Source organism: Nostoc sp., from assembly GCF_036917775.1.
In the GTDB taxonomy this organism is placed as follows: Bacteria; Cyanobacteriota; Cyanobacteriia; order Cyanobacteriales; family Nostocaceae; genus Nostoc.
Genome location: NZ_JBALEQ010000025.1, coordinates 20525 through 42842, shown reverse-complemented (window position 1 = coordinate 42842; position 22318 = coordinate 20525). Strand labels below are relative to the sequence as shown.

The 22318-nt window shown below is 41.9% G+C and carries 15 protein-coding genes, 1 tRNA gene and 1 pseudogene; 12 read left to right on the top strand and 5 right to left on the bottom strand.

Translation table 11 applies throughout. The features are described from left to right. Nucleotides 1-2 precede the first annotated feature (2 nt). Complete coding sequence (locus tag V7K69_RS04585) at nt 3-3572, bottom strand: NB-ARC domain-containing protein (RefSeq protein ID WP_335031844.1); 3570 nt, start codon at nt 3570-3572, stop codon at nt 3-5. A 695-nt stretch (nt 3573-4267) separates the two neighbouring features. Between V7K69_RS04585 and V7K69_RS32885 the strand changes: the two genes are divergently transcribed. Next, nucleotides 4268-4426, top strand: coding sequence for a ribbon-helix-helix protein, CopG family (locus tag V7K69_RS32885; protein ID WP_442936117.1), 159 nt, complete (start codon nt 4268-4270; stop codon nt 4424-4426). A 618-nt stretch (nt 4427-5044) separates the two neighbouring features. Here V7K69_RS32885 and V7K69_RS04580 read toward each other — a convergent pair. Together V7K69_RS04580 and V7K69_RS04575 are read right to left on the bottom strand one after the other, a co-directional pair. Next, nucleotides 5045-5117: transfer RNA gene (locus tag V7K69_RS04580), tRNA-Arg, on the bottom strand. Between the two features lie 58 nt (nt 5118-5175). Continuing rightward, entirely contained in the window at nt 5176-6381 is a 1206-nt protein-coding gene (locus tag V7K69_RS04575; RefSeq protein ID WP_335031842.1) for a murein hydrolase activator EnvC family protein, read from the bottom strand. Between the two features lie 156 nt (nt 6382-6537). On the opposite strand from V7K69_RS04575, the gene V7K69_RS04570 reads away from it, so the two are divergent. The 9 genes from V7K69_RS04570 (at nt 6538) to V7K69_RS04530 (ending at nt 18759) form a co-directional block, all read left to right on the top strand. Next, complete coding sequence (locus tag V7K69_RS04570; RefSeq protein WP_335031840.1) at nt 6538-6879, top strand: hypothetical protein; 342 nt, start codon at nt 6538-6540, stop codon at nt 6877-6879. A gap of 111 nt (nt 6880-6990) precedes the next feature. Beyond that, complete coding sequence (locus V7K69_RS04565) at nt 6991-8574, top strand: NAD(P)H-hydrate dehydratase (RefSeq protein ID WP_442936116.1); 1584 nt, start codon at nt 6991-6993, stop codon at nt 8572-8574. Between the two features lie 36 nt (nt 8575-8610). Continuing rightward, the gene (locus V7K69_RS04560; RefSeq protein ID WP_335031838.1) at nt 8611-9024 is read left to right on the top strand and encodes a VOC family protein; all 414 of its coding nucleotides are present in this window, start codon (nt 8611-8613) and stop codon (nt 9022-9024) included. A 60-nt stretch (nt 9025-9084) separates the two neighbouring features. Further along, on the top strand, nt 9085-9966 hold the full coding sequence (ylqF, locus tag V7K69_RS04555; protein ID WP_114081538.1) for a ribosome biogenesis GTPase YlqF: 882 nt from the start codon (nt 9085-9087) through the stop codon (nt 9964-9966). A 208-nt stretch (nt 9967-10174) separates the two neighbouring features. After that, the gene (locus V7K69_RS04550) at nt 10175-11827 is read left to right on the top strand and encodes an adenylate/guanylate cyclase domain-containing protein (RefSeq protein WP_335031835.1); all 1653 of its coding nucleotides are present in this window, start codon (nt 10175-10177) and stop codon (nt 11825-11827) included. Nucleotides 11828-12184: 357 nt separating this feature from the next. Continuing rightward, complete coding sequence (locus V7K69_RS04545; RefSeq protein WP_335031833.1) at nt 12185-14566, top strand: beta strand repeat-containing protein; 2382 nt, start codon at nt 12185-12187, stop codon at nt 14564-14566. Nucleotides 14567-14856: 290 nt separating this feature from the next. Next, a complete protein-coding gene (locus V7K69_RS04540; RefSeq protein WP_335031832.1) occupies nt 14857-16224 on the top strand; it encodes an NAD-dependent succinate-semialdehyde dehydrogenase in 1368 nt (455 codons plus the stop codon). A gap of 121 nt (nt 16225-16345) precedes the next feature. Beyond that, nucleotides 16346-17989: an acetolactate synthase large subunit gene (locus V7K69_RS04535; RefSeq protein WP_335031879.1), complete on the top strand. Its 1644-nt coding sequence runs from the start codon at nt 16346-16348 to the stop codon at nt 17987-17989. Between the two features lie 209 nt (nt 17990-18198). Beyond that, entirely contained in the window at nt 18199-18759 is a 561-nt protein-coding gene (locus V7K69_RS04530) for a hypothetical protein (protein ID WP_335031830.1), read from the top strand. Here V7K69_RS04530 and V7K69_RS04525 read toward each other — a convergent pair. Continuing rightward, nucleotides 18756-19289 (bottom strand): hypothetical protein, encoded by a 534-nt coding sequence (locus V7K69_RS04525; protein WP_335031828.1) that lies wholly within the window; start codon nt 19287-19289, stop codon nt 18756-18758. The genes V7K69_RS04530 and V7K69_RS04525 overlap by 4 nt on opposite strands. Nucleotides 19290-19350: 61 nt before the next feature. Further along, on the bottom strand, nt 19351-19962 hold the full coding sequence (locus tag V7K69_RS04520; RefSeq protein WP_335031826.1) for a DedA family protein: 612 nt from the start codon (nt 19960-19962) through the stop codon (nt 19351-19353). Nucleotides 19963-20112: 150 nt separating this feature from the next. Between V7K69_RS04520 and V7K69_RS04515 the strand changes: the two genes are divergently transcribed. Together V7K69_RS04515 and V7K69_RS04510 are read left to right on the top strand one after the other, a co-directional pair. Continuing rightward, nucleotides 20113-20895, top strand: a complete 783-nt coding sequence (locus tag V7K69_RS04515) for an ABC transporter permease (protein WP_335031824.1) — start codon at nt 20113-20115, stop codon at nt 20893-20895. Nucleotides 20896-20900: 5 nt separating this feature from the next. Then, nucleotides 20901-22316, top strand: a pseudogene (locus V7K69_RS04510) (cytochrome P450). Nucleotides 22317-22318: the final 2 nt, after the last annotated feature.

The following is a 22318-nucleotide window of genomic DNA, read 5'->3' as shown; positions in this document are numbered from 1 at the left end:
TTCTACTTATTTTCGGAAGTAACTGCTCCAAGAAGTTTCAACATAGAAATCGTCGCGCCAGTTATACCTGTAACCTCTTTAATATTTGTCCCCTCATATAGTTTTTTGGGTTTCAAAATCTTTAAGCACTCACTCGCGCTCACATTCCAAAGTCTAATTGTATCGTCAGTGCTGCTACTAGCCAAAGTTTGATTATCTGGGCTAAAGGCTACTGACCAGACGAAAGCCGAATGTCCACGTAAGGTTTTTTTGCACTCACCAGTACTGACATCCCACAACTTTATTGTGTGATCAGGACTGCTACTGGCTAGGGTTTGACCATCTTCACTAAAAGCGACTGTTTTAACGATAGAATTATTCTCACCAACCTTAAAAATCTTGAAACAAGTACTATTTCTGACACTCCACAACCGGATTGTTCCGTCATAACCACCACTTGCCAGCAGTTCACCATCTGGACTAAAAGCAATTGACCAAACCCAATTTTTATGTCCTTTTAGGGTTTCTTTGCACTCACCAGTACTAACATCCCACAACTTTATTGTGTGATCCCATCCACCACTCGCCACTATCCTCCCATGTGGACTGAAGGCGACTGATGCAACCGCAGCATGATGTCCCAGGAAAGTTTGTAAGGCTTGACCCGTATTCACATCCCATAGCCTCACCGTTTGATCGTCACTGCCGCTTACCAACGTTTGCCCATCTTGACTGAAGGCGACTGACGTAACCGCAGCACGATGTCCCAAGAAAGTTTGCAAGGCTTGACCTGTATTCACATCCCATAGCTTCATCGTTTGATCGTCACTGCCGCTTATCAACATTTGCCCATCTCGACTGAAGGCAACTGATCGAACTGCACCACGATGTCTCAGGAAAGTTTGCAAGGCTTGACCTGTATTCACATCCCATAGTCTCACCGCGCGGTCTTGGCTGCCACTTGCCAGCGTCCTTCTATCTGAACTGAAGGCAACTGACCAGGAATGGCTAGTATACCCAATGAAAGTTTTAAGACATTGACCAGTGCTAACGTTCCATACTTTTATGGTTTGGTCATCACTACTACTGGCAAGAAGATCGCCTTGCAAATTAAAGGCAACAGAAAGCACCCAACCAGAATGTCCTTCAAGAATTCTAAGACATTGACCAGTGCTAATGTTCCATAGCCTCACCGTCTGGTCGAGACTACCACTAGCGATGAAATTGTCTTGAGGACTAATTGCAGATGACCAAACCGGAGCACGATGCCCATGTAGACTTTTAATACATTCACCAGTGTTTAAGTCCCACAACTTCACTGTGTGGTCATCACTACTACTCACTAGTGTCTGGCCGTCAGAACTGAAAGTGATTGACCGTACCCCATCATCATGTCCATGAAAAATTCTTTTGCATTCATCAGTACCAATATCCCACAACCTGACTGTGTTGTCATCGCTACCGCTGGCTAGGGTCTGTCCGTCTGGACTAAAGGCTACTGATATTACCCAATTTGTATGTCCCGAAAAAGTTCTAAGGCATTCACCAGTGCTAACACTCCATAGCTTTATTGTGCGATCGTTACTGGCACTGACTAACGTGTTACCATCCGGACTAAAGGCTACTGACCAAATCTCATTACTATGTTTTTGAAACGTTTTCAGACATTGCCCTCTACTAATATCCCACAGGCGCACGGTATAGTCACTGCTTCCACTAGCAAGGATACTACCATCCGGACTAAAGGCTAGTGACGGAATCCAATTAGTGTGCCCCTTACAAGTTAGAAGGTGCTTCCAATCCGAAACTTGGTAAAAGTGGATCTCACCACCAGTATCACCCATTGCCAAAAGTTTTCCATCAGGGCTAAAGGCTACCGACGAAACACCACCAAAGGTTTCAGCAAAAACAGACCTATCAAAATTGGCGTTTTGAAAATTGACATAGTGCAATTTCACATTCCGCAGGTCTGCTTGCCAAACACTCAGAAAAGAAAAATCATAACCGCTGAGGTCAGTTCCTAAATAACAAAGCAGATTGAGAATATTTCCAGTTGTATAACTGTGTTCTAGCGGTGATGTTTCTCGTGACTTTTCTATAATTTCAGTCAGCTGATTTTCAAGGTTTCTTTTGCTTCTCAAGACAGCCAGCAACCCATCTATAACTGGCTTCAGAATCAAGCGAATTTGAGTTTCCCTCACATAATCTTTGGCTGTCGCCTTTATTAAGGCATGACACCTAAACAAATCAAGATTCTGAGTTTCAATCTCCTGACAAACTATCTCTATCAATCGCTGAGTAACATACTCCATGACTACAGGTTGTAGTGTGAAAAGTGCTGTGCTTTTCTCTACCAACGATCGCCTTACCAGAGACTCCAGAGCCTCCAGTAAATTTTGTGGTGGAATTGGTGATACGATATCCTGTCGTATTTCTGATAGCGAAACTGGCTCACGATTGATTGCTAGCCAGTACATGATATCCTTCTCTAAATTTGCCAAGCGCGAAAACTGCTGGTCTAGCAGATCGCGAATGCTGCCAAAAACAGCCGTGTAATGTTGGAGAAATTCAGCAACATTACCATCAAACACATCTTGTATCGTTGTAGCCACTATCTTCAAAGCTAGGGCATTACCTGCATAACGCTCGACTACTGCTGGTAATTCTGACTCTGAGCCAGAAAAACCCTTGGCTTCAAAGATTTTTTGCCCTGCTACTACCTCTAAACCACTGAGTTGTAATGAGCGAACAGCCAGTGTTTCTCCTCCAAGTGAGGCTACATCTTTGGGTTTTTCACGAGAAGTCAGCAACAAGGTGCTTTGATGCATGACTTGTCCTAATCGTTTGATCAGTAAGCCGTAATCTTCATAGCCTTCTCGATAGCATCCTGCATAAGCGCCTGTTTGCAAAATAGTCTCAACATTATCTAATACGATTAGACAGGGCTGTTGTTGCAAATATTCAATTAATTGTGATATTCTACCATCTACACTTTTTGGTAAATCAATTTCTAAAACCTGCTCATTAGAGAAAAATTGAATTAAGTTGGCCAGCAGGTCAAAAAGTGGGGGAGCATTGTAGAGCGATCGCCAAATAACATACTCAAACCATCCTTGAACTTTTTGTGCTAGCTTGGCAGCTACAGAGGTTTTACCGATTCCTCCCATTCCCAACAGCGCCACTACTCGACAGCGTTCCTGGATCAGCCATTGCTCTAAGAGAGCAAGTTCATCTGTGCGTCCATAGAAAACAGATACATCCACCATCTCTCCCCAATCAACGCGCTTAGGGGCGTTCAAGCCTTCCTGCCCTTTGAAATCAGAGTCTGGGCTTGTATAATCGCTTTTATCCAGTTCTAAATTAAACATCATAAACAAACGAACAAGCGTCCGTTTGTCAACCCCGGTTTCGCGAGTTAGTATCTTCCTAAAGGTGACAGGAGTGATCCCAGCCTGTTCGCTTAATTCTTCTAAGGTAAACTTGAAGCCATTGTTGTTCCTAAATTCCCACTCAAGTTTGGCATTCTGAAGTTTTTGCCAGCCTTCACGGGTCAGTATAAGCCCACGATTGCGTTTGGGTTTCTCCTGTTTCATAATTTCTTAGCAAGAATTGTATTTGGAGTAATGGCTTCTACAGTTTGCGTATATGAAAAGGGATTCTTAATAAATTAGAGTTGTTGCTAAATCAGCTAAAAAATCGGTAAAACCCAGTCACAGTTAAAATTGAACTACACTTGATTTAGAATAGTTAAAACGTAAAGATTACAACATATTGAGCTACTTTAGGCGTTATTAAGGAACGTGGATTTATTAACTTACAATTCTTGCTCATCGGCTAACCTGGTATTTATAAAGTCTTTAAACCAAGTTTTTTAGTTTATTTAATTTACATTCATAAGGGACAATTCTACTATTGCCAAACTTAGAGTTTATTTATAAAATACATCTTAAGTTTTAGACTACATTAATGCAGTATAAAGCAACATTAATAGCGGTGTGTTAAGGGGCAAATATATATTCTTGAATTAGTCCAGTAATTACACCTCCCATTGCGCCTAAAGCAGCCTAATTAAATTGAATGTTTGTTTTCTAAATTACCTCTGAATAAGGAATAAATAGAGTAATCTGTTACCCAAAACCCCTAATTATATGGATAAATATCCACCGTATAGGTTAGCAGGTATTTACTCTAATGGGAGCAAATTTGAATGCGCTATCCTAATCTTAGGATTATCTTTGCATCCAATAGAATTTTTATGTAATAGTAATTGAAAAGTAATTAAAAGTCAATGACAATGCCCAGAAAAAACGCTGCTAATTTAACGATTCAGTTGTCGCTGGAGGAGAAAATCATTTTGGAGGAATATTGTGATAAAATGCAGCGAACAAAGAGCGATGTAATTAGAGAGATGGTACGCTCACTTAAAAAATATTTAGAAGGCAGCTAAAATTGTCGATAAGTTTGGAAACTCATATTTAGAAGGTAAGCTTTCACGTATTTAATTTTTCCGAGCGAAATTCGCCAGATAGGGAATTCAGCCTAGGGCGACCGCATAATGTCAATAAGCAAAGCATACTCTCAACAGAGTTAAAACTAATGTCATTAAATATTGCGAAAAGTTTAGGCGTTGGCGTAGCCTGCCGCAGGCATCGCCTTGGGGCTTAAAAAATAATCAAACGCGAAAGGAAAGATTTTTTCGTTGGTTCTTAACTTTCGTTACGATCAAGAGTAATTTAGATGCGTTTGCCCTGGAATTCAGCCTTAAAGTTATAAGCTACTCGTCATTCATTTTTCCAGAATGATTGGCTTGTAGTAAGGGCTGAAGCACTGCTTGAAATTATTGAATCTGTCCTCTTAGCCATTGGTAAATTTAGCGCTGAAAGGAATCTCATATCTTGCACCTCTAAGTGCAACCCCAGGTAAAGTCCAAAGATGCGCGATAAAGCTACCCAATTTTTATGGGTTTTTATAGCTATCCGTTGCAATTCTGTCTCATAGGGTAGATTGGTTTTATCCCGTGAGAGAAAATGACCTCTCGATTTTGTGGTTAGTCTTGTAAAGGTAACGAGCGCGGAGGGATTTGAACCCCCGACCCACAGAACCGGAATCTGTTGCTCTATCCACTGAGCTACGCGCCCTCATTATTTTCGATTCTAGCACATCTGCGCTCAGATTTGCGGTTGAATTGGCAATGACTTAAAGATAATCAGTGGGGTTAACTGGTGTACCATTGCGACGCACTTCAAAGTGGAGGTGGGGGCCAGTTGAGAAACCTGTGGAACCGACAGCACCGATCGCTTGTCCGCGTTCAACTGCTTGTCCTTCGGTGACATACAACTCGCTGGTATGACCGTAGAGTGTCGTCAGACCATTGCCGTGGTTGATAATTACTGCTCTGCCATAGCCACCATACCACCCAGCAAAAATTACTTTTCCTGAATCAGCTGCCCGAATTTTACTGCCATAGCTAGCGGCAAAATCTAAGCCGGCGTGAAAGCGACGATAGCCAAGAATAGGGTGTATCCGCCAGCCAAAGGGACTGCTAGTAGGAGCATCGCTGGGATATGTCATTACACCAGTTCCCCGGATGATGATATTTGTACGGCTGTTGGTTTTTGTTTGGGCTTCTTCTGAGGAGCTGGCTTCTGCTACTTTTTGTTGAATCAAAACTTCGAGATTTTTCGATTCCCTTTCTAGCTGATTTTGTGCTGCTTCCAAGGCTAGGCGATCGCTATTGAGGCGTTGAATCAATTCTGATTGTGACTCCGCCTGAGTTTGATAACCGGCTTTTTGTGCCAGCAATTGCTCACGAATCAAGGCAATTTCGTTTTTTTGTTGTTCTATGCCCGTTTTTTGTTGATTTATCAGGTTTGCTTGGGCGTTGAGTTTCACCAAAATTTGCTCGTCTGCCTGATACACTAACTTCAACTGATGACGACGACTAATAAAATCGCTGATATTTTCACTTTGGAGCAAAACTGCCCAGCCAACAGATGCAGGCGATCGCTGGAGATAACGCAATCGTGCTACTGTTGCTATTTGTCGCTCCTCGTAGGAACGTTGTGCTACAGCTAAATCAGCTTCCAACTGTTGGAGGCGTTGGGTGGCGAGTTGTAATCGAGATTCGCTCTCTTGAATGTAGCTATCTGTAGTTTGCAGGTTTTGCTTTAAACCAGTGAGGTGTTTTTGGGCCTCTTGTTGGAGATTTGTTAAGCGATTGCGATCTTTAACCACACTCTGACGCTGCTGGTTCATTTGTTGCTGCTGTTGTCGCAGAGTATCAATAGACCCGGCGGAAGTTGCGTGTACTGGAATTAATGACCAAAAAATCCACAAAATGCAGCAAAATACAAGACATAAACAGCCAAAAATCAAATTTTTACCTAGAAATCGCGCTCTCATAGCGTGAGCCTAACTAAAACGATGCTTTCAAACACTATGAGGATTATTCCCAAAATTTGATTCACCCACTCCATGTATCAAATTGATCTGCCAAGTTGTAACACAAAGATTCTTGCTATGTCAGCATTGAACAGGTATATAAGGAGGGAGGTATGGATGAACACGCGCAAAGCAATTCTTTTAATTACTTTGGTTTTTCCTGGGTTGGCGGTGGTGGGAGTATCACTTTATTGGTTTAACCTGGATTATGCAGGACTAATCAAAGCTGAAAACTATGTGACTAACCTAGTAGAAGTCGGAAAAGTTAATGATAGGCAGTTAGAGTATGCCTACCATCGCACCTACATTCATCGCATCAATGTATTTGCTGATGGGACTTGGGGATTACTGGGAGGAGTAATCACAGCGCTAGGGATACATGGATTAGTAACGGTTAAGGATTGTCCAAGAAATGAATTAACCGCAGAGGCGCAGAGAACACAGAGTGAGGAGAAATAGAGAAGATTTTGGCGTTAGTTAATGCTGTTTCTGCTAGAGTTTCAATTAACCCAAAAGTTATAATTTAGCACGGGCTAAATACCCCGCGATCACTAATAGGACTTAGGGCTGATGCAAAGGCAAGAAAAAATTTCACAAGTAATAGTGACTGCTGGGCAGATGCGCGATATTGAAGATCGGATCTTTGCAGCAGGAATGCCTGTAGTAGCTTTAATGGAAAAGGTGGCGGGATTAGTTGCCCGCCGGATTCAAGAGATTCCCTCAATTCCCTGTAAAAAAGGGTTGCTGCAAACGGTGGGATCTCGTGTTGGAATTCTTGTCGGCCCTGGTCATAATGGTGGGGATGCTTTAGTAGTAGCCCGTGAATTGCACTTTCGTGGGTATGAGGTTTGGATTTATTCTCCTTTCTCTAAGTTTAAGGAATTAACTTCGCAGCACTTGCAGTATGCTCAGAGTTTGGGCATTCCAATTTATCAAGCAATTGAGCATCTGCCAGATTCTGATTTGTTGATTGATGGCTTGTTTGGGTTTGGTTTAGAAAGAAATCTGACTGATCCTATTGCCTCTGCAATTAATCAGTTAAATGAATTGTCTGTGCCGATTTATAGTATTGATTTACCTTCAGGTTTACACACCGACACTGGCATTGTATTAGGAACTGCCATTCGCGCCACTCACACTTTTTGCTTGGGTTTATGGAAACTAGCTTTCTTCCAAGATCGGGCGCTGGAATATGTTGGCAAAGCTGAGTTAATCGATTTTGATATTCCTTTAGCTGATGTAGAAGCTGTTCTCAAAGATGCACCCAGCATTAAACGGATTACACCAGCAACGGCACTCGCTACTTTACCCTTACCTCGCCCACCAGTTACCCACAAATATAAGGAAGGACATTTACTCCTGATTTGCGGTTCGCGGCGCTATGCAGGTGGAGCAATTTTAACTGGTTTGGGTGCTAGGGCTAGTGGTGTAGGGATGCTTTCTATTGCTGTACCCGAATCGCTAAAATCTCTTTTGGTGTCGCACTTGCCAGAAGCGCTAATTGTCGGTTGTCCAGAGACGGAAAGTGGAGCGATCGCTCAATTGCAATTACCCGACAAAACCGATCTGACTTCCTTTAATGCGATCGCTTGTGGCCCCGGTTTAACACGAGATGCTACTCCCATTGTGCAAGAGGTCATAGAAAGCGATCGCCCTTTGATTCTCGATGCTGATGGTTTAAATATTTTGGCACAAATGGGAGCGATCGCCACTTTAAAAAAACGTCTTGCCATAACTGTACTCACACCCCATACTGGCGAATTCCAGCGATTGTTTCCTGATATCGCCGATGCTAATAAACATGACACAGTGAAAGCAGCACAAGAAGCAGCCTTAAAAAGTGGGGCGGTGGTGTTATTGAAAGGGGCGAGAACTGCGATCGCAAACCCTCAAGGTGGCATTTGGATGATTAGTGAAAGCACACCCGCTCTGGCACGTGGAGGTAGCGGTGACGTATTAACTGGGCTATTAGGTGGATTGTTGGCACAAGCCGCAACTAAACAGATTTCTGTAGAAGATATTGTGGCAACTGCCGCTTGGTGGCATTCACAAGCCGGGATAATAGCCGCCCAAGAGCGGACTGAATTGGGTGTAGATGCGTTTACGTTGACACAATATTTACTAAAAGTTCTCAGTTTAGTTACTATACCTTAGCCAAAATAAGATGTTGGGATCAGGTAATAGGCAAATATGGTTTTCGAGTACACTAACGCATTTGTCACCATAGGATCGGTTAATTTCGATAAATTAGTAGATTTTTATACTAAATTTCTGGAGCAAAAAGCAGTTATTTTGATTCCGAATGTCTATGCTGAGTTTAATTTGGTTGGTATGCAATTAGGTATTTTTAAACCCAAAAAGACAAACGAATCGGAATTTGAAGCGATGTCTAACGACAGCCCACTTGGTGTCTACGCCAAAAGTAAGATAAGTTTGTGTTTAGAAGTGAGTAACTTAAAAGATGCGATCACTCACCTAACAGCTTTAGGCTATCCTCCACCAGGGAATATTTCTACTGCTTCCCACGGCAGAGAAATTTATGCCTATGACCCTGATGGCAATCGTCTGATTTTACATCAAGCTGCTACTACAGAGAGTCATTAGTCACTGGTTTTGGACAAATGACTAATGACAAATGACAAATGACAAAGGACAAATAAAAAAATGGCTATAACTCAAAACTATAGATTAAACGTAATTCAATGGTATCCAGGTCACATTGCGAAAGCGGAAAAAAAGCTAAAAGAACAGCTGAAGCGTGTAGATGTGGTATTTGAGGTACGAGATGCCCGAATTCCCTTAGCGACTCATCATCCCCAAATAGGTGAGTGGGTAGAGGGTAAGACACGGGTATTGATACTTAACCGAGTAGATATGATTACGCCGCAAATGCGATCGCTGTGGATAGATTGGTTTAAACGTCAAGGGGAAGTCCCTTATTTTACCAACGCTCAACATGGTAAAGGTATAGCAGAAGTGGCGCGGGCAGCGCAAGCGGCCGGAGTAGAACTAAATCAAAGAAGAAGCGATCGCGGAATGTTACCTCGTCCAGTCCGGGCTGTGGTAATTGGTTTTCCCAATGTTGGTAAATCAGCTTTGATTAACCGCCTTTTAGGACGGCGAGTAGTGGAAAGTGCGGCCCGTCCTGGGGTAACTCGCCAATTGCGCTGGGTGCGAATTTCCGAACATTTGGAATTGTTAGATGCTCCTGGTGTCATCCCTCTAAGGTTGGAAGACCAAGATGCAGCATTGAAATTAGCCATTTGTGATGATATCGGCGAAGCATCTTACGATAATCAGCTAGTAGCAGCAGCCTTGGTGGATTTATTCAACTACTTGGAAGCCGTAACTACAGATTTGTTACCGAGGAAACCATTACAGTCCCGCTACCAACTCGATTCGACCTCAGACACCGGAGATACTTATTTACACGCCTTGGCAGAGCATCGTTACAAAGGTGATGTAGAGCGTGCTGCAAGGCAACTTTTAACAGATTTTCGTAAGGGGTTATTAGGTGAAATGAGTTTGGAACTACCGCCTAATTAAATCAACTGCTTATAGAGGAAATCGTTTGACAGATATTTTGCGGAAGTCCTACAAACCTCCAGCAAAATAGCCTGATTCAATGTAACATCTGTCACATACAGTTGTCGGAATGCAGTTAACAGTGTCATAAAGAAAAGGCGAAGGTTAACCTGTAGGGTAGAACTTACCTGAGAGTTGCTTGCACCTCTAGCTTTGATGGATCACACTCATGACTGAACTCACGCTACGCCTAAAAGAGGGAGAAACGGAGACAACGATCGCAGTCGATCAAGGTACATTTACAATTGGTCGTTTGCCGGAATGTAACTTGTACTTACCTTTTGCTGGAGTCTCCCGCAACCATGCTCGCCTGCTGAAAACAGCAGACGGTGTGTGGACTATTGAGGATCTAGGCAGCAAAAACGGGACGCAAGTCAATAAATATCTGATTAACTGTCCCCAAGAGTTGCATCATGGTGATATCGTTTGGTTGGGCAATGTTAGCCTGGTAGTAATGCTCACAAGCGCTGTTGATCAATCGATACCTGAGTATCAGGCAAGTTCGGAAAATAACGAGCAGAGAACAATTCTGCACAATGTCGAACAATTACAACAGCAATGGATTGCAGCTGATAGCAAGGATGGGAATATCAGCAATAAGGACAAAACCATTGCCCGTCTCAAAGACTTAGTAGACATAGCGAAAAATCTCTGTGCGGCGGCATCTATAGAAGAAATTTTTTCTCAAGTGCAGCAAGTAGTTTTTCGTTACCTTGATAGTATCGATCGCTTGGCACTGTTAATTGATGTTAATGGTTGCGGTCAATTAGAGTTAGTGAACGCTGCTACAAGAAATATTTCCCAACAAAAACATCTCCCCTCAGATGGAAGTTGGATCAGTCGGAGTATCTGTCAAAAGGTATTTGAAGAAAAAGTTGTGATTCAAACCGCCGATACCCATCAGGATGAACGGTTTGCTAGTGAACAGAGTATTTTAGTCAAAGGCATTCGTAGCGCGATGGCAGTGCCTTTATGGGATGAAAATAAAGTTGTAGGCGTACTCTATGCTGATGCCAATCTTTCTTCTTACCATTGGGCAAATGAAGGCGAGGAAGAACTCAGCTTTTTTTCGGCTTTAGCAAACCTTGTAGCTTCGAGTGTGCAGCGTTGGCTACTAGTAGAGAAACTCAAAACTGAAGAGATGATTCGTCACCGATTAGAACGCTATCATTCTCCAGCAGTTGTGCAGCAGTTGATATCTGTAGGCGGATTACCGGGTGGTCGTTTAGCACCAGCCGAGAGCGAAATCAGTATCTTATTTGCAGATTTAGTGGGTTTTACAGCAATTTCTGAACGGTTAACACCAACTGCGATCGCTCAACTATTAAATAATTTATTTGAAGAAATGCTCAAAGAAGTGTTTACTTGCGGCGGCACTTTAGATAAGTATATTGGCGATTGTATTATGGCATTTTTTGGCGCTCCAGAACCGCAAGCAGATCACGCCGATCGCGCTGTTACTGCTGCCAAAGGAATGCTCACTCGCCTCGAACATTTAAACGCCAATGGTTTTTGGCACGAACCCCTGCAATTACGGATTGCGATCAATAGCGGTAAGGCCGTTGTGGGAGATGTCGGTAGTTCCCAAAGGGTAGATTATACGGCATTAGGCGCGACGATTAATCTTGCGGCTCGCATGGAAGCAGTTTGTCCTCCTAGTGAATGCGTAATTAGTCAAGCCACTCATAAAATGCTTTCACTGCCTGAAGATTTCCAGGAAATGGGAGACTATCGTTTCAAAGGTATTGATCGATTAGTTAAGGTTTATCAAACAAAATTGCAGCCAGTGCCAACAATAATTAATCCATTTATTAATCTTTAGCTATTTGGCATGGGGGATTGAGGCACAGATTATTTAGCAAACCTAACAAAGCAAAACTTAAAGAATATCTGCCTCATACCTTGTTCAAATCATTTCTTAAAACATTTGCCTACTGTTTTCTGCTTTCTGATTGCCTAAAAACTAGAAAGATATGAAGAATACATCAAGCTCAGTATTTACATATACATTTTTCTACAAATAATGTGAAGAATATGCAAAGATGCGTATTTAAACATAGATACCTAAGTAATATTATCTTGACTAAAGCATCAGAATTCGGCGACTATTTGTGCCCAAAAACATCACGAATAGCAACTTTAGAACTGAATTTACTGAACAAATCAATTAAGGAAAGCTATGGCAAATATCATTGGAACCAACGGTAATGATACCCTACTAGGCACTAACAGCGCCGACACGATTAACGGTCTAACGGGGGACGATACTATCACAGGCAAAGAGGACTTCGACACCTTAACTGGTGGTGGTGGCAAAGATATATTTGTTTACAACGAAGGTGACGGCACAGATACCATCACTGATTTTGGTGGGGTAGGTAAAACAACAAGCCCAACAGCAGCAGCTATTGCCAAAGTGGATACAATCAAATTCCAAGGTGTTGACTTGACTGCCCGAAATATGGTGCTTACCCAGAATGACAGCAATCTGGAAATCACCTTTGCAACGAACTTTTTTAGGGGCACAGTCATCATCCTGCGAAACTTTGCCCTGGAAAACCTGGAAAACCTCAGCAAATCTACTGGTGCTACTGTAGATTTGGGCAATATTCTATTTGATGGGCAAACTAGCATTACTGACAGCTTTGATGTCTTCAATGCCAACTCTACCCAAACCACCATATTCAACAAGAACACAGTCACGTTCCTTAACGACCTAGATAATAATGTCAACGGTTTTGACAACTCAGATGATGTCATCAATGGTCAAGACGGTGATGACATCATTGACGGCAAGAGTGGCAACGACCTTTTAAGGGGTAGTGCGGGGAATGATACTCTCATTGGTGGTGTGGGCGATGATACTCTCATTGGAGAAATCAATGATAATTACTATTACTATCCAATAGCCAAGAATTTACTCTCTGGGGGCGATGGCAATGATATTCTCATTGGTGATGCGGGGGATACCTTAGATGGTGGCAATGGGAATGACACGTTCTATGGTTATTTTGGTCGTCAAAATGGGAATCTTTACAATATGTTGATGACTGGTGGCGGCGGCAAGGATAAATTTATTTTAGAGTATGATTATAGGGGCGATAGTACCATTACCATCACCGATTTTGGTGGCATTGGTAAAGGCTCAAACCCATCAGATGCGACGCTCGCCTCCTTAGACACCTTGCAATTTCAAGATGATTTTAGCTTCACTGCCAGAAGTCTGCTATTAACTCAAAATGGTAATAACTTAGAAATCACTTTTCAAACGGAGTTTTATTCCAAAATAATCCTGCAAAACTTTGCCCTGGAAAACTTAGACAATTTAGCCCAAGTCGGTAATATCCTGTTTGGTGGGCAAACTAACATCACGGACAGCTTTGATGTTTTCAATGCTAACTCCACCCAAAGTACTATTTTCAACAAGAACACAGTTACTTTCCTTAACGACCTAAACAACAATGTCAAAGGTTTTGATAACTCAGATGATGTTATCAATGGTCAGGGGGGTAATGACATCATTGACGGCAAGAGTGGAAACGACCTTTTGAGGGGTGGTACGGGAAATAATACCCTCATTGGTGGTACTGGTGATGATACCTTGAGTGCTGATTATCCAACAGGCGATAACCTACTGGATGGGGGCGATGGCAATGATTTTCTCTCCACCTCTGGCGCATTGCAAGGGCGCGGCAACTACGGAAGCTATTTAGCGGGCTATACGTCTGGCAATAACACTCTCAATGGTGGTGCTGGTGACGATTCCTTGCGTGCTGATTATTCATCTTCATCAGCTAATAACCTTCTTTCTGGGGGGGATGGCAATGATTTTCTCTCGGCTTCTGGCTTGTTTGACTTTGACTCCGGATCGATTGTCACATCTGGTAATAATACCCTCAACGGTGGCGCTGGTAACGATACCTTGCTTGCTGATTTTTCAGAAGGCGATAATCTACTCAATGGTGGCGATGGCAATGATTATCTCTCTGCCTCGACTAGCGGATACAGCTATGATTACGCAGGTATTATTACCTTAGGAAATAACACCCTCAACGGTGGTGCTGGGGACGACACCATAAATATTGACTTTTCATCAGGTGATAATCTACTTGATGGTGGCGATGGCAATGATATTCTCTCCGCCCTTAGCGCCTCAGGAAATAACATCCTCATAGGTGGCGATGGCAATGATATCCTCATCGGTGGGAGTGGTAATGATACCCTTTATGGAGGGGATGGTAATGATACCTTTGTTTTTGATACTTTGTTCAAGATTTTCAATGTAGGCGTTGATACTATTTATGACTTCAACGCGACTAATGATGTGATTCAAATATCGGCTCTTAGTTTTGGTGGTGGGTTATCAATACCTTCACTAGAAGCAAATCAGTTTACCATCGGAACATCTGCAACCACAAGCAATCAACGATTTATTTATGACAATATTAAAGGTGGACTGTACTTTGACCTTGATGGCAGTGCGGGTGCATTTACCCAGGTAAAATTTGCACAACTATCATCTGGATTATCACTAACCAAAAACAATTTTGTGGTTGTTTAATCGTAATTAGCACTTTGTGAACTACCCACACTGTACCGTTATATCAGTGTGGGTTTCTAACTTCACGGAGGAATGCCGCATTTTAGACTTATGTCCGCGAATTGGTCTAGAATTTATCACTATTAATACTTAAGCAATTGGTATATTTTGTTTCAAAGATAATTGAAAAATTGTAATACTAAGCGACTAATTTTTGCTTAAAAGACTAAAATTTGGGTGTAGCTTCCAGAATTGATCTGTGTAACACTAGGAAGCCTACCTGAAGCTATTTTTTAACGGGAGGTCAGGTAATGGCGATCGCTACCATCAATCCCGCCAGTGGGGAGACGCTCAAGACCTTTGAGGCGCTCAATGATACAGAAATTGTTGCTAAACTCGATTTGGCCAATCAGGCTTTTGAAAAGTATCGTCAGACTGATTTTTCTGAGCGATCGCAATGGCTACAAAAGGCTGCTGATATTTTAGAGCAAGACAAAGCAGAATTTGCTAAGTTAATGACTCTAGAAATGGGTAAGCCATTTAAAGCTGCGATCGCAGAAGTCGAAAAATGCGCCGCCGTCTGTCGCTATTATGCCGAACACGCCCCTAGTTTTTTGGCTGATGTCAGTGTAAAAACTGATGCCAGCCAGAGTTTTGTACGTTATCAACCAATGGGTGCAATTCTCGCGGTGATGCCGTGGAATTTCCCCTTTTGGCAAGTGTTCCGCTTTGCTGCACCAGCACTAATGGCGGGAAATGTCGGCTTACTCAAACACGCTTCCAACGTACCGCAGTGTGCCTTGGCAATTGAAGATATTATCCGACGCGCAGGTTTTCCTGAAGGTGCGTTTCAAACTCTATTAATAGGCGCTGCCAAAGTTGCCGATTTAATGGCTGATGACCGCGTAAAAGCTGCCACCTTAACCGGAAGCGAACCAGCAGGCATATCCCTCGCTGTCGCCGCCGGCAAACAAATTAAAAAAACCGTTTTGGAATTGGGAGGAAGCGATCCATTTATTGTGTTAGAAAGTGCTGACTTAGAGACAGCAGTTGTCACAGCTACTACAGCACGGATGTTGAATAACGGGCAATCATGTATTGCAGCGAAACGTTTTATTGTCGCAGAAGCGATCGCAGATCAATTTGAAAAATTGCTTTTAGAAAAATTCGAGGCGCTAAAAGTAGGCGATCCTATGGAACCGGATACGGATTTAGGGCCACTGGCAACACCTGGTATTCTCCAGGATTTAGATCAACAAGTGCAAGCTGCTACCAAAAGTGGTGGAAAAGTCCTCACCGGCGGACATCCTTTATCAGATCGTCCAGGGAACTTTTATCCGCCAACGATTATCATAGATATCCCGCCGGAAGCAGCAATTGCAAAAGAAGAATTCTTTGGTCCAGTAGCCTTGTTATTCCGGGTTCCTGATATCGATGCTGCCATTAAACTCGCTAATGACAGCCCCTTTGGATTAGGTGCAAGCGCTTGGACAACAAATGACCAAGAATGCGATCGCTTAGTTGCAGAAATCGAAGCAGGTGCCGTATTTATCAACAGTATGGTCAAATCCGATCCTCGGTTGCCCTTTGGTGGCATCAAGCGTTCTGGATATGGCAGAGAATTGAGTATCCAAGGTATACATGAGTTTGTCAATGTGAAAACCGTGTGGGTGAAGTGATTAGTCATGAGTCATTTGTCATTGGTCATTGGTCATTAGTCATTAGTCATTGATCAAAGGACAAATGACTAATGACAAAGAACAAAAGTCTTATTCGTTAATAGAGTTGTCGGGAAATAAAATGAATACAGCAGAGTTATTGGTGCAGTGCCTAGAAAATGAAGGAGTGCAATATATTTTTGGACTTCCCGGTGAAGAAAATCTTCACGTTTTGGAAGCGCTAAAACATTCTTCAATTAAATTTATTACAACTCGTCATGAACAGGGTGCAGCATTCATGGCGGATGTCTACGGACGCTTAACCGGAAAAGCTGGGGTGTGTCTTTCTACTCTTGGCCCTGGGGCAACCAACTTGATGACTGGGGTCGCAGATGCTAACCTCGATGGTGCGCCTTTAGTGGCAATTACTGGTCAAGTGGGAACAGATAGAATGCACATCGAATCCCATCAATATTTAGATTTGGTGGCAATGTTTGCACCTGTTACTAAGTGGAATAAGCAGATTGTGCGACCGAGTATTACACCAGAAGTAGTACGGAAAGCATTTAAGCGATCGCAATCTGAAAAACCTGGTGCAGTTCACATCGATTTACCAGAAAATATTGCTGCTATGCCTGTTGAAGGCAAACCTTTACGTAAGGATAATAGCGAAAAAACTTATGCCTCTTTTGCTAGCATTCGGGCAGCAGCAGCCGCAATTTGCCAAGCAGTTAACCCATTAATCTTAGTCGGAAATGGGGCAATTCGCGCTCATGCTAGTGATGCCGTCACCCAATTTGCTACCTTGCTGAATATACCTGTTGCTAATACCTTCATGGGTAAAGGCGTGATTCCCTACACACATCAACTGGCTTTGTGGTCAGTGGGATTACAGCAAAGAGACTTTATTACCTGTGCCTTTGACAACACAGACTTAGTAATTGCGATCGGCTATGATTTAATTGAGTTTTCCCCGAAAAAATGGAATCGGAATGGTGAAATTCCGATTGTGCATATTGGGGTAAGTCCGGCGGAAATTGATAGTAGTTATATTCCTAACGCTGAAGTCGTGGGAGATATTTCAGATTCCCTCTATGAAATTTTAAAATTAGCAGATAGACAAGGTAAACCCGATCCTTTTGCCATTAGCTTAAGATCAGAGATTCGGGCTGATTACGAACAATATGCTAATGATGACGGATTTCCCATTAAGCCGCAAAAGTTAATTTATGACTTACGCAAAGTGATGGGCCCAGATGATATCGTCATCTCTGATGTTGGTGCACATAAAATGTGGATGGCCCGTCATTATCATTGCCACAGTCCCAATACTTGCATAATTTCCAACGGCTTCGCGGCTATGGGTATTGCCATTCCTGGCGCTTTAGCAGCAAAACTCGTTCATCCTAAGCGCAAAGTCGTTGCTGTAACAGGTGATGGCGGTTTTATGATGAATTCTCAGGAATTAGAAACAGCTTTACGTGTCGGTACGCCTTTTGTCACCATAATTTTCAATGATGGTGGCTATGGATTAATTGAATGGAAGCAAGAAAATCAATTTGGCAAAGGAAACTCATCTTTTGTGCATTTTAGCAATCCTGATTTTGTCAAATTTGCCGAAAGCATGGGTTTAAAAGGCTACCGAGTTGAATCGGCTTTAGATTTGATTCCCACACTCAAAGAAGCCCTCGCTCAAGATGTGCCCGCCGTAATAGATTGTCCCGTAGATTATCGGGAGAATCACCGCTTTAGTCAAAAAGCTGGCGAGTTGACTTGTGCGTTGTAAAAAGTTACGACTTAGGAGTTAAGAGTTATAACTGAGGAGTTAGGAGTTACAGCAGTTTTCTTTTACATAAAGTATAAAGCTACGGGTTTTGAGGCAGAGTTAGAAACTCTTTATATCTGAATTTTGAGTTCTACATTTTTTACCTCACTTACTTGCAATCTGCTGTATTTATTCCTAACTCCTTTTTTAGACGAAATAGGTTTTCAAAGATGATTTCAAGCATCAGTTATATCAGTGTTGTATGTGGCGTATTTGTATTAGTCAGTGTTAGCAGCTTTCATAAACCAGCTATAGCTACTATAAATAACCAGTCCCAACTAATAGCGCAAAGCCAGGGTAAAACCCAGGTACACTCAGTTTTTAAATCTATTTTGCCTAAATTAAAGCAAAAGACTCAGATTCGGGTTCTGTTACCGAAGTTTATTCCTGAATCAGATGGAGAAAATCGAATTTACGCAATTATAGAAGCTGCTACACAAAAAAACTACGAGATTTTACTCGGTTTCAGTCCTGATTGTAGTGGTGGAACTGCTTGTCGTCTAGGTGTGATTTCTGCTGAAGCAGTAACCCGCAAAACTCCCCGTCTTAGTGGTAAAGCTGTATCTTTAGCTAAGGGTATTACTGGCTATTTTGTGGATTTTACCTGTGGTGCTAATTGCTCAGATGCTACCTTGACTTGGAGACAACAGGGTGTGCAATATGTTGTTGGGTTAAAAGCAGGCGATCGCACTTCTTTGATAAAAATGGCTAATTCTGCGATTAATCCCTAACTAAGATCAGAGTTTGATTCTACTTCCCAGCGAAACAGCCGTGGTAATTGAGACACATCTATAACGTAGTTAACAATCCATAATACCAATTCAAAAATCAATAAATATCGTACCCATACCAACTCACTTTTAGAATCCAAAAGTGTTAAACCTTCATATAGCTGCCAGAAGCGGTAAGGCAAGTATATATAAGGAACCATTACCCACACTACATTTTGCAACTGCCTGAGTGTTACTATCTCAGAGATAATTTGCAACCCTAAGATAATAAAATACCAACCAAGCACAGTCAACACAGTGCGATCGCCCCACCATACACCCCACAATAGCATCACTACTAAGGGCAGCAATCCTCCTAGTAGTTGCACTGAGCCAAACCAGATTTTATACCAACCGGGAAATGGTAAAGGTAGAGTATAAGGCTTTGTGTGTTTCCACCCCCAGTTCACAACTACAATAAAAAGTGTGGCAATTACAAAAAAGAGGAGATTTTCTATTAATAGATAGAGGTTAATATTTAAGTAAGTCATGTCGCTTGGTTCCAAATTCAAAATTAATTTATTCCAATCTCCATAAATTACGAAAAATATTTTAACTTTTATTTGCTCTATTTTCTTGGATTACATGAACCATTGATGGCACTAAAGAAACAACTATAATTAATCCAATAATTGGTAGTAAATATTTATCTACTTGTTCAGGTGGCAGAGACTTTCCTAAGAAAAACCCTAATAGAGTGATGCCAAATGTCCAAAGAAAGCCACCAATTAAGTTGTAAGACATAAATGTTCGGTAGTGCATCGCACCAAGTCCAGCCACAATCGGCGCAAAAGTGCGAATTATCGGTGTAAACCTGGCCAAAACTAGTGTTTTTTTGCCATGTTTATGATAAAAATCCTGGGTTTTTACCAAGTGTTTTTTATGAAACAACCATGAATCTTCTTTCTGAAATAATTTTCTGCCAAATTTATGTCCTGTAGCGTAGCCAACATTATCACCAAGGACTGCACAAACAAAAGCACCAAAAATCAGAACCCAAATGTTAAACCCTGATTTCGGAAGAGATGCGAGAAATCCAGCAGTAAATAACAAACTATCTCCTGGCAGAAAAAAACCAACTAGCAAGCCAGATTCAGCGAAGATAATTGCCCATACCCCAAAGTAGCCAATTTTTGTAATTAGGTCTGGTAAATTTAAATGCATTAGAATTTTTTAGTTTTCAATAATATATCCACAACATCTTAACGTTTAGCAATTTTCCTGAATAAAAAGTAATATTAAATTTACGTAAAGTTCTTGTGTAATCTTGAAAATTTTAGTGACAGATGGCACATTTTGGGTTAAAGGTGCAAGATGCAAAGATATTTGAAAGTACTAAGACTATTTTGGGGTGCTGCGATCGCATCTGAGTTAGAGTATCGGATTAATTTTTTCATTGCGACCCTCACCAGCTTGGGAAATCTTGCGGGTAGTCTCTTTGGACTATTCTTGTTTTACCGCACTGGCTATACTTTTAGTGGTTGGTCATGGGAAGCAGCTTTAGTAGTTTTAGGAATTTTTACCTTATTACAAGGATTTTCTGCGACTTTTCTCGCGTCTAACTTGAATCGCATTGTCCGCCATGTCCAAGAAGGCACTTTGGACTTTATATTATTAAAACCTATCCGCAGCCAGTTTTGGCTTTCGACTCATACCCTTTCCCCTTGGGGACTGCCGGATCTAATTTTTGGTAGTATTATCATTGGCTATGCAGGTAAACGCCTTGGTGTAGGGATAAACGGCTATCTACTTGGTGTGCTGCCGTTATTGTTCAGCTTCGTGATTTTATACAGCCTGTGGTTTATGCTGGGAGCAATGAGTATCTGGTTTGTAAAAATATACAACGCTACTGATGTATTGCATGGTTTATTAGAAGCTGGACGATATCCCATAGCTGCATATCCCACGGCTTACCGCTTTTTCTTCACCTTTGTGATACCAGTTACTTTTTTAACTACAGTACCAGCACAAGTGTTGCTGGGTCGGAGTGAGATTAGCTGGTTAATAGGTGCGGCAATATTAGCCATAGCGTTGTTTTTCGCTTCTACTTGGTTTTGGCGGTTTGCGTTACGATTTTATACTAGTGCTTCGAGTTAGAGAGAATGAAAAGTAATCAAATTCCTCCTGGAAGCTTTGGTTTGCCTGTATTAGGTGAAACACTCTCCTTCGTTTTCGACCGCGATTTTGCCAAAAAGCGTTATCGCCAGTATGGGCCCATCTTCAAAACCCATCTTCTTGGCAGACCTACTGTAGTAATGGCAGGGCCGGAGGCATTAGAGTTCGTTTTGTCAAGCCATATCGAGAATTTTTCTTGGCGCGAGGGATGGCCTAATAATTTCAAGACATTACTCGGTGAATCGCTTTTTCTCCAAGATGGAGAGGAACACCGCAGAAACCGCCGCTTGATGATGCCGGCATTGCATGGTCCAGCATTGGTAAATTATGTCTCCGCAATGGAAGATATTACGCGCGGCTATCTCCAAAAGTGGGAGAAAAAACAGGAGTTTACTTGGTTCCAAGAGTTTAAACAGCTAACATTTGATATTGCCAGTCAATTATTGCTAGGTACGCATCCTGGGCCGGAATGTGTACGCCTTAGTCAGTTATTTACAACCTTGACGAATGGGCTATTTGTTATTAATCCGTTGCCATTACCATTTACGACATTTGGTAAAGCTATAGCGGCTCGTAATCAGATTTTAGAGCATCTCACTCAAGTTGTCAGAGAACGTCAGCAAAACCCAACTCAAGATACCATCAGCCTGTTGATAAAAGCTAAAGATGAAGATGGTAACAGCCTAAGTGAAAAAGAAATCATTGCCCAAGCGGTGCTGTTACTCTTCGCTGGACATGAAACTACTACTTCGATGCTGACTTGGTTATGTACAGAGTTAGCCCGTCATCCAGAAGTACTCGCAAAAGCAAGAGTTGAACAATTGCAACTTGCAAGTCAAGGTGATTTAGATTTAGAACAATTGGGTAAAATGCCCTATTTAGAGCCTGTCAAGAAACAACTTTTACAATTTATTATCTAGAAAGCTTACTGAGAAGGCATTTCTAGCTCAAAAGAGGCAAGGTTGTTACATGACAAGCTCTTAGAGCAGGTTTTATGGGAAGTTGAAAGATTGCATCAACCTGTCGGAGGTGGGTTTCGTGGTGTGATTAAAGACTTTGAGTTTAAAGGTTATCACATTCCTGCTGGTTGGCAGTTATACTACTCAATTGGAGTTACTCACCAAATTGAAGAAATATATTCTGAGCCAGAACTCTTTAACCCAGACCGTTTTAGTCCTCAACGGCAAGAACACAAAAAATATCCTTTTAGTTTAGTTGGTTTTGGCGGTGGTCCACGCATTTGTATTGGCATAGCTTTTGCCAAAATGGAAATGAAGATTGTTGCTGCTCATCTTCTACGTAGTTATCATTGGGAGATATTACCCAATCAAAGTTTAGAAGTAGTTGCTGTTCCCACTAATCGTCCTAAAGATGGGTTACGGGTTAGATTTCAACCTCGGTGAAA

Coding starts and splice junctions, on each gene's coding strand:
- V7K69_RS04540 (WP_335031832.1), top strand. CDS start 14,857: ATGGCGATCGCTACCATCAATCCCGCCAGTGGGGAGACGCTCAAGACC.
- V7K69_RS04520 (WP_335031826.1), bottom strand. CDS start 19,962: ATGCATTTAAATTTACCAGACCTAATTACAAAAATTGGCTACTTTGGG.
- V7K69_RS04535 (WP_335031879.1), top strand. CDS start 16,346: ATGAATACAGCAGAGTTATTGGTGCAGTGCCTAGAAAATGAAGGAGTG.
- V7K69_RS32885 (WP_442936117.1), top strand. CDS start 4,268: ATGACAATGCCCAGAAAAAACGCTGCTAATTTAACGATTCAGTTGTCG.
- V7K69_RS04565 (WP_442936116.1), top strand. CDS start 6,991: ATGCAAAGGCAAGAAAAAATTTCACAAGTAATAGTGACTGCTGGGCAG.
- V7K69_RS04525 (WP_335031828.1), bottom strand. CDS start 19,289: ATGACTTACTTAAATATTAACCTCTATCTATTAATAGAAAATCTCCTC.
- V7K69_RS04575 (WP_335031842.1), bottom strand. CDS start 6,381: ATGAGAGCGCGATTTCTAGGTAAAAATTTGATTTTTGGCTGTTTATGT.
- V7K69_RS04530 (WP_335031830.1), top strand. CDS start 18,199: ATGATTTCAAGCATCAGTTATATCAGTGTTGTATGTGGCGTATTTGTA.
- V7K69_RS04570 (WP_335031840.1), top strand. CDS start 6,538: ATGAACACGCGCAAAGCAATTCTTTTAATTACTTTGGTTTTTCCTGGG.
- V7K69_RS04585 (WP_335031844.1), bottom strand. CDS start 3,572: ATGAAACAGGAGAAACCCAAACGCAATCGTGGGCTTATACTGACCCGT.
- V7K69_RS04545 (WP_335031833.1), top strand. CDS start 12,185: ATGGCAAATATCATTGGAACCAACGGTAATGATACCCTACTAGGCACT.
- ylqF (WP_114081538.1), top strand. CDS start 9,085: ATGGCTATAACTCAAAACTATAGATTAAACGTAATTCAATGGTATCCA.
- V7K69_RS04515 (WP_335031824.1), top strand. CDS start 20,113: ATGCAAAGATATTTGAAAGTACTAAGACTATTTTGGGGTGCTGCGATC.
- V7K69_RS04560 (WP_335031838.1), top strand. CDS start 8,611: ATGGTTTTCGAGTACACTAACGCATTTGTCACCATAGGATCGGTTAAT.
- V7K69_RS04550 (WP_335031835.1), top strand. CDS start 10,175: ATGACTGAACTCACGCTACGCCTAAAAGAGGGAGAAACGGAGACAACG.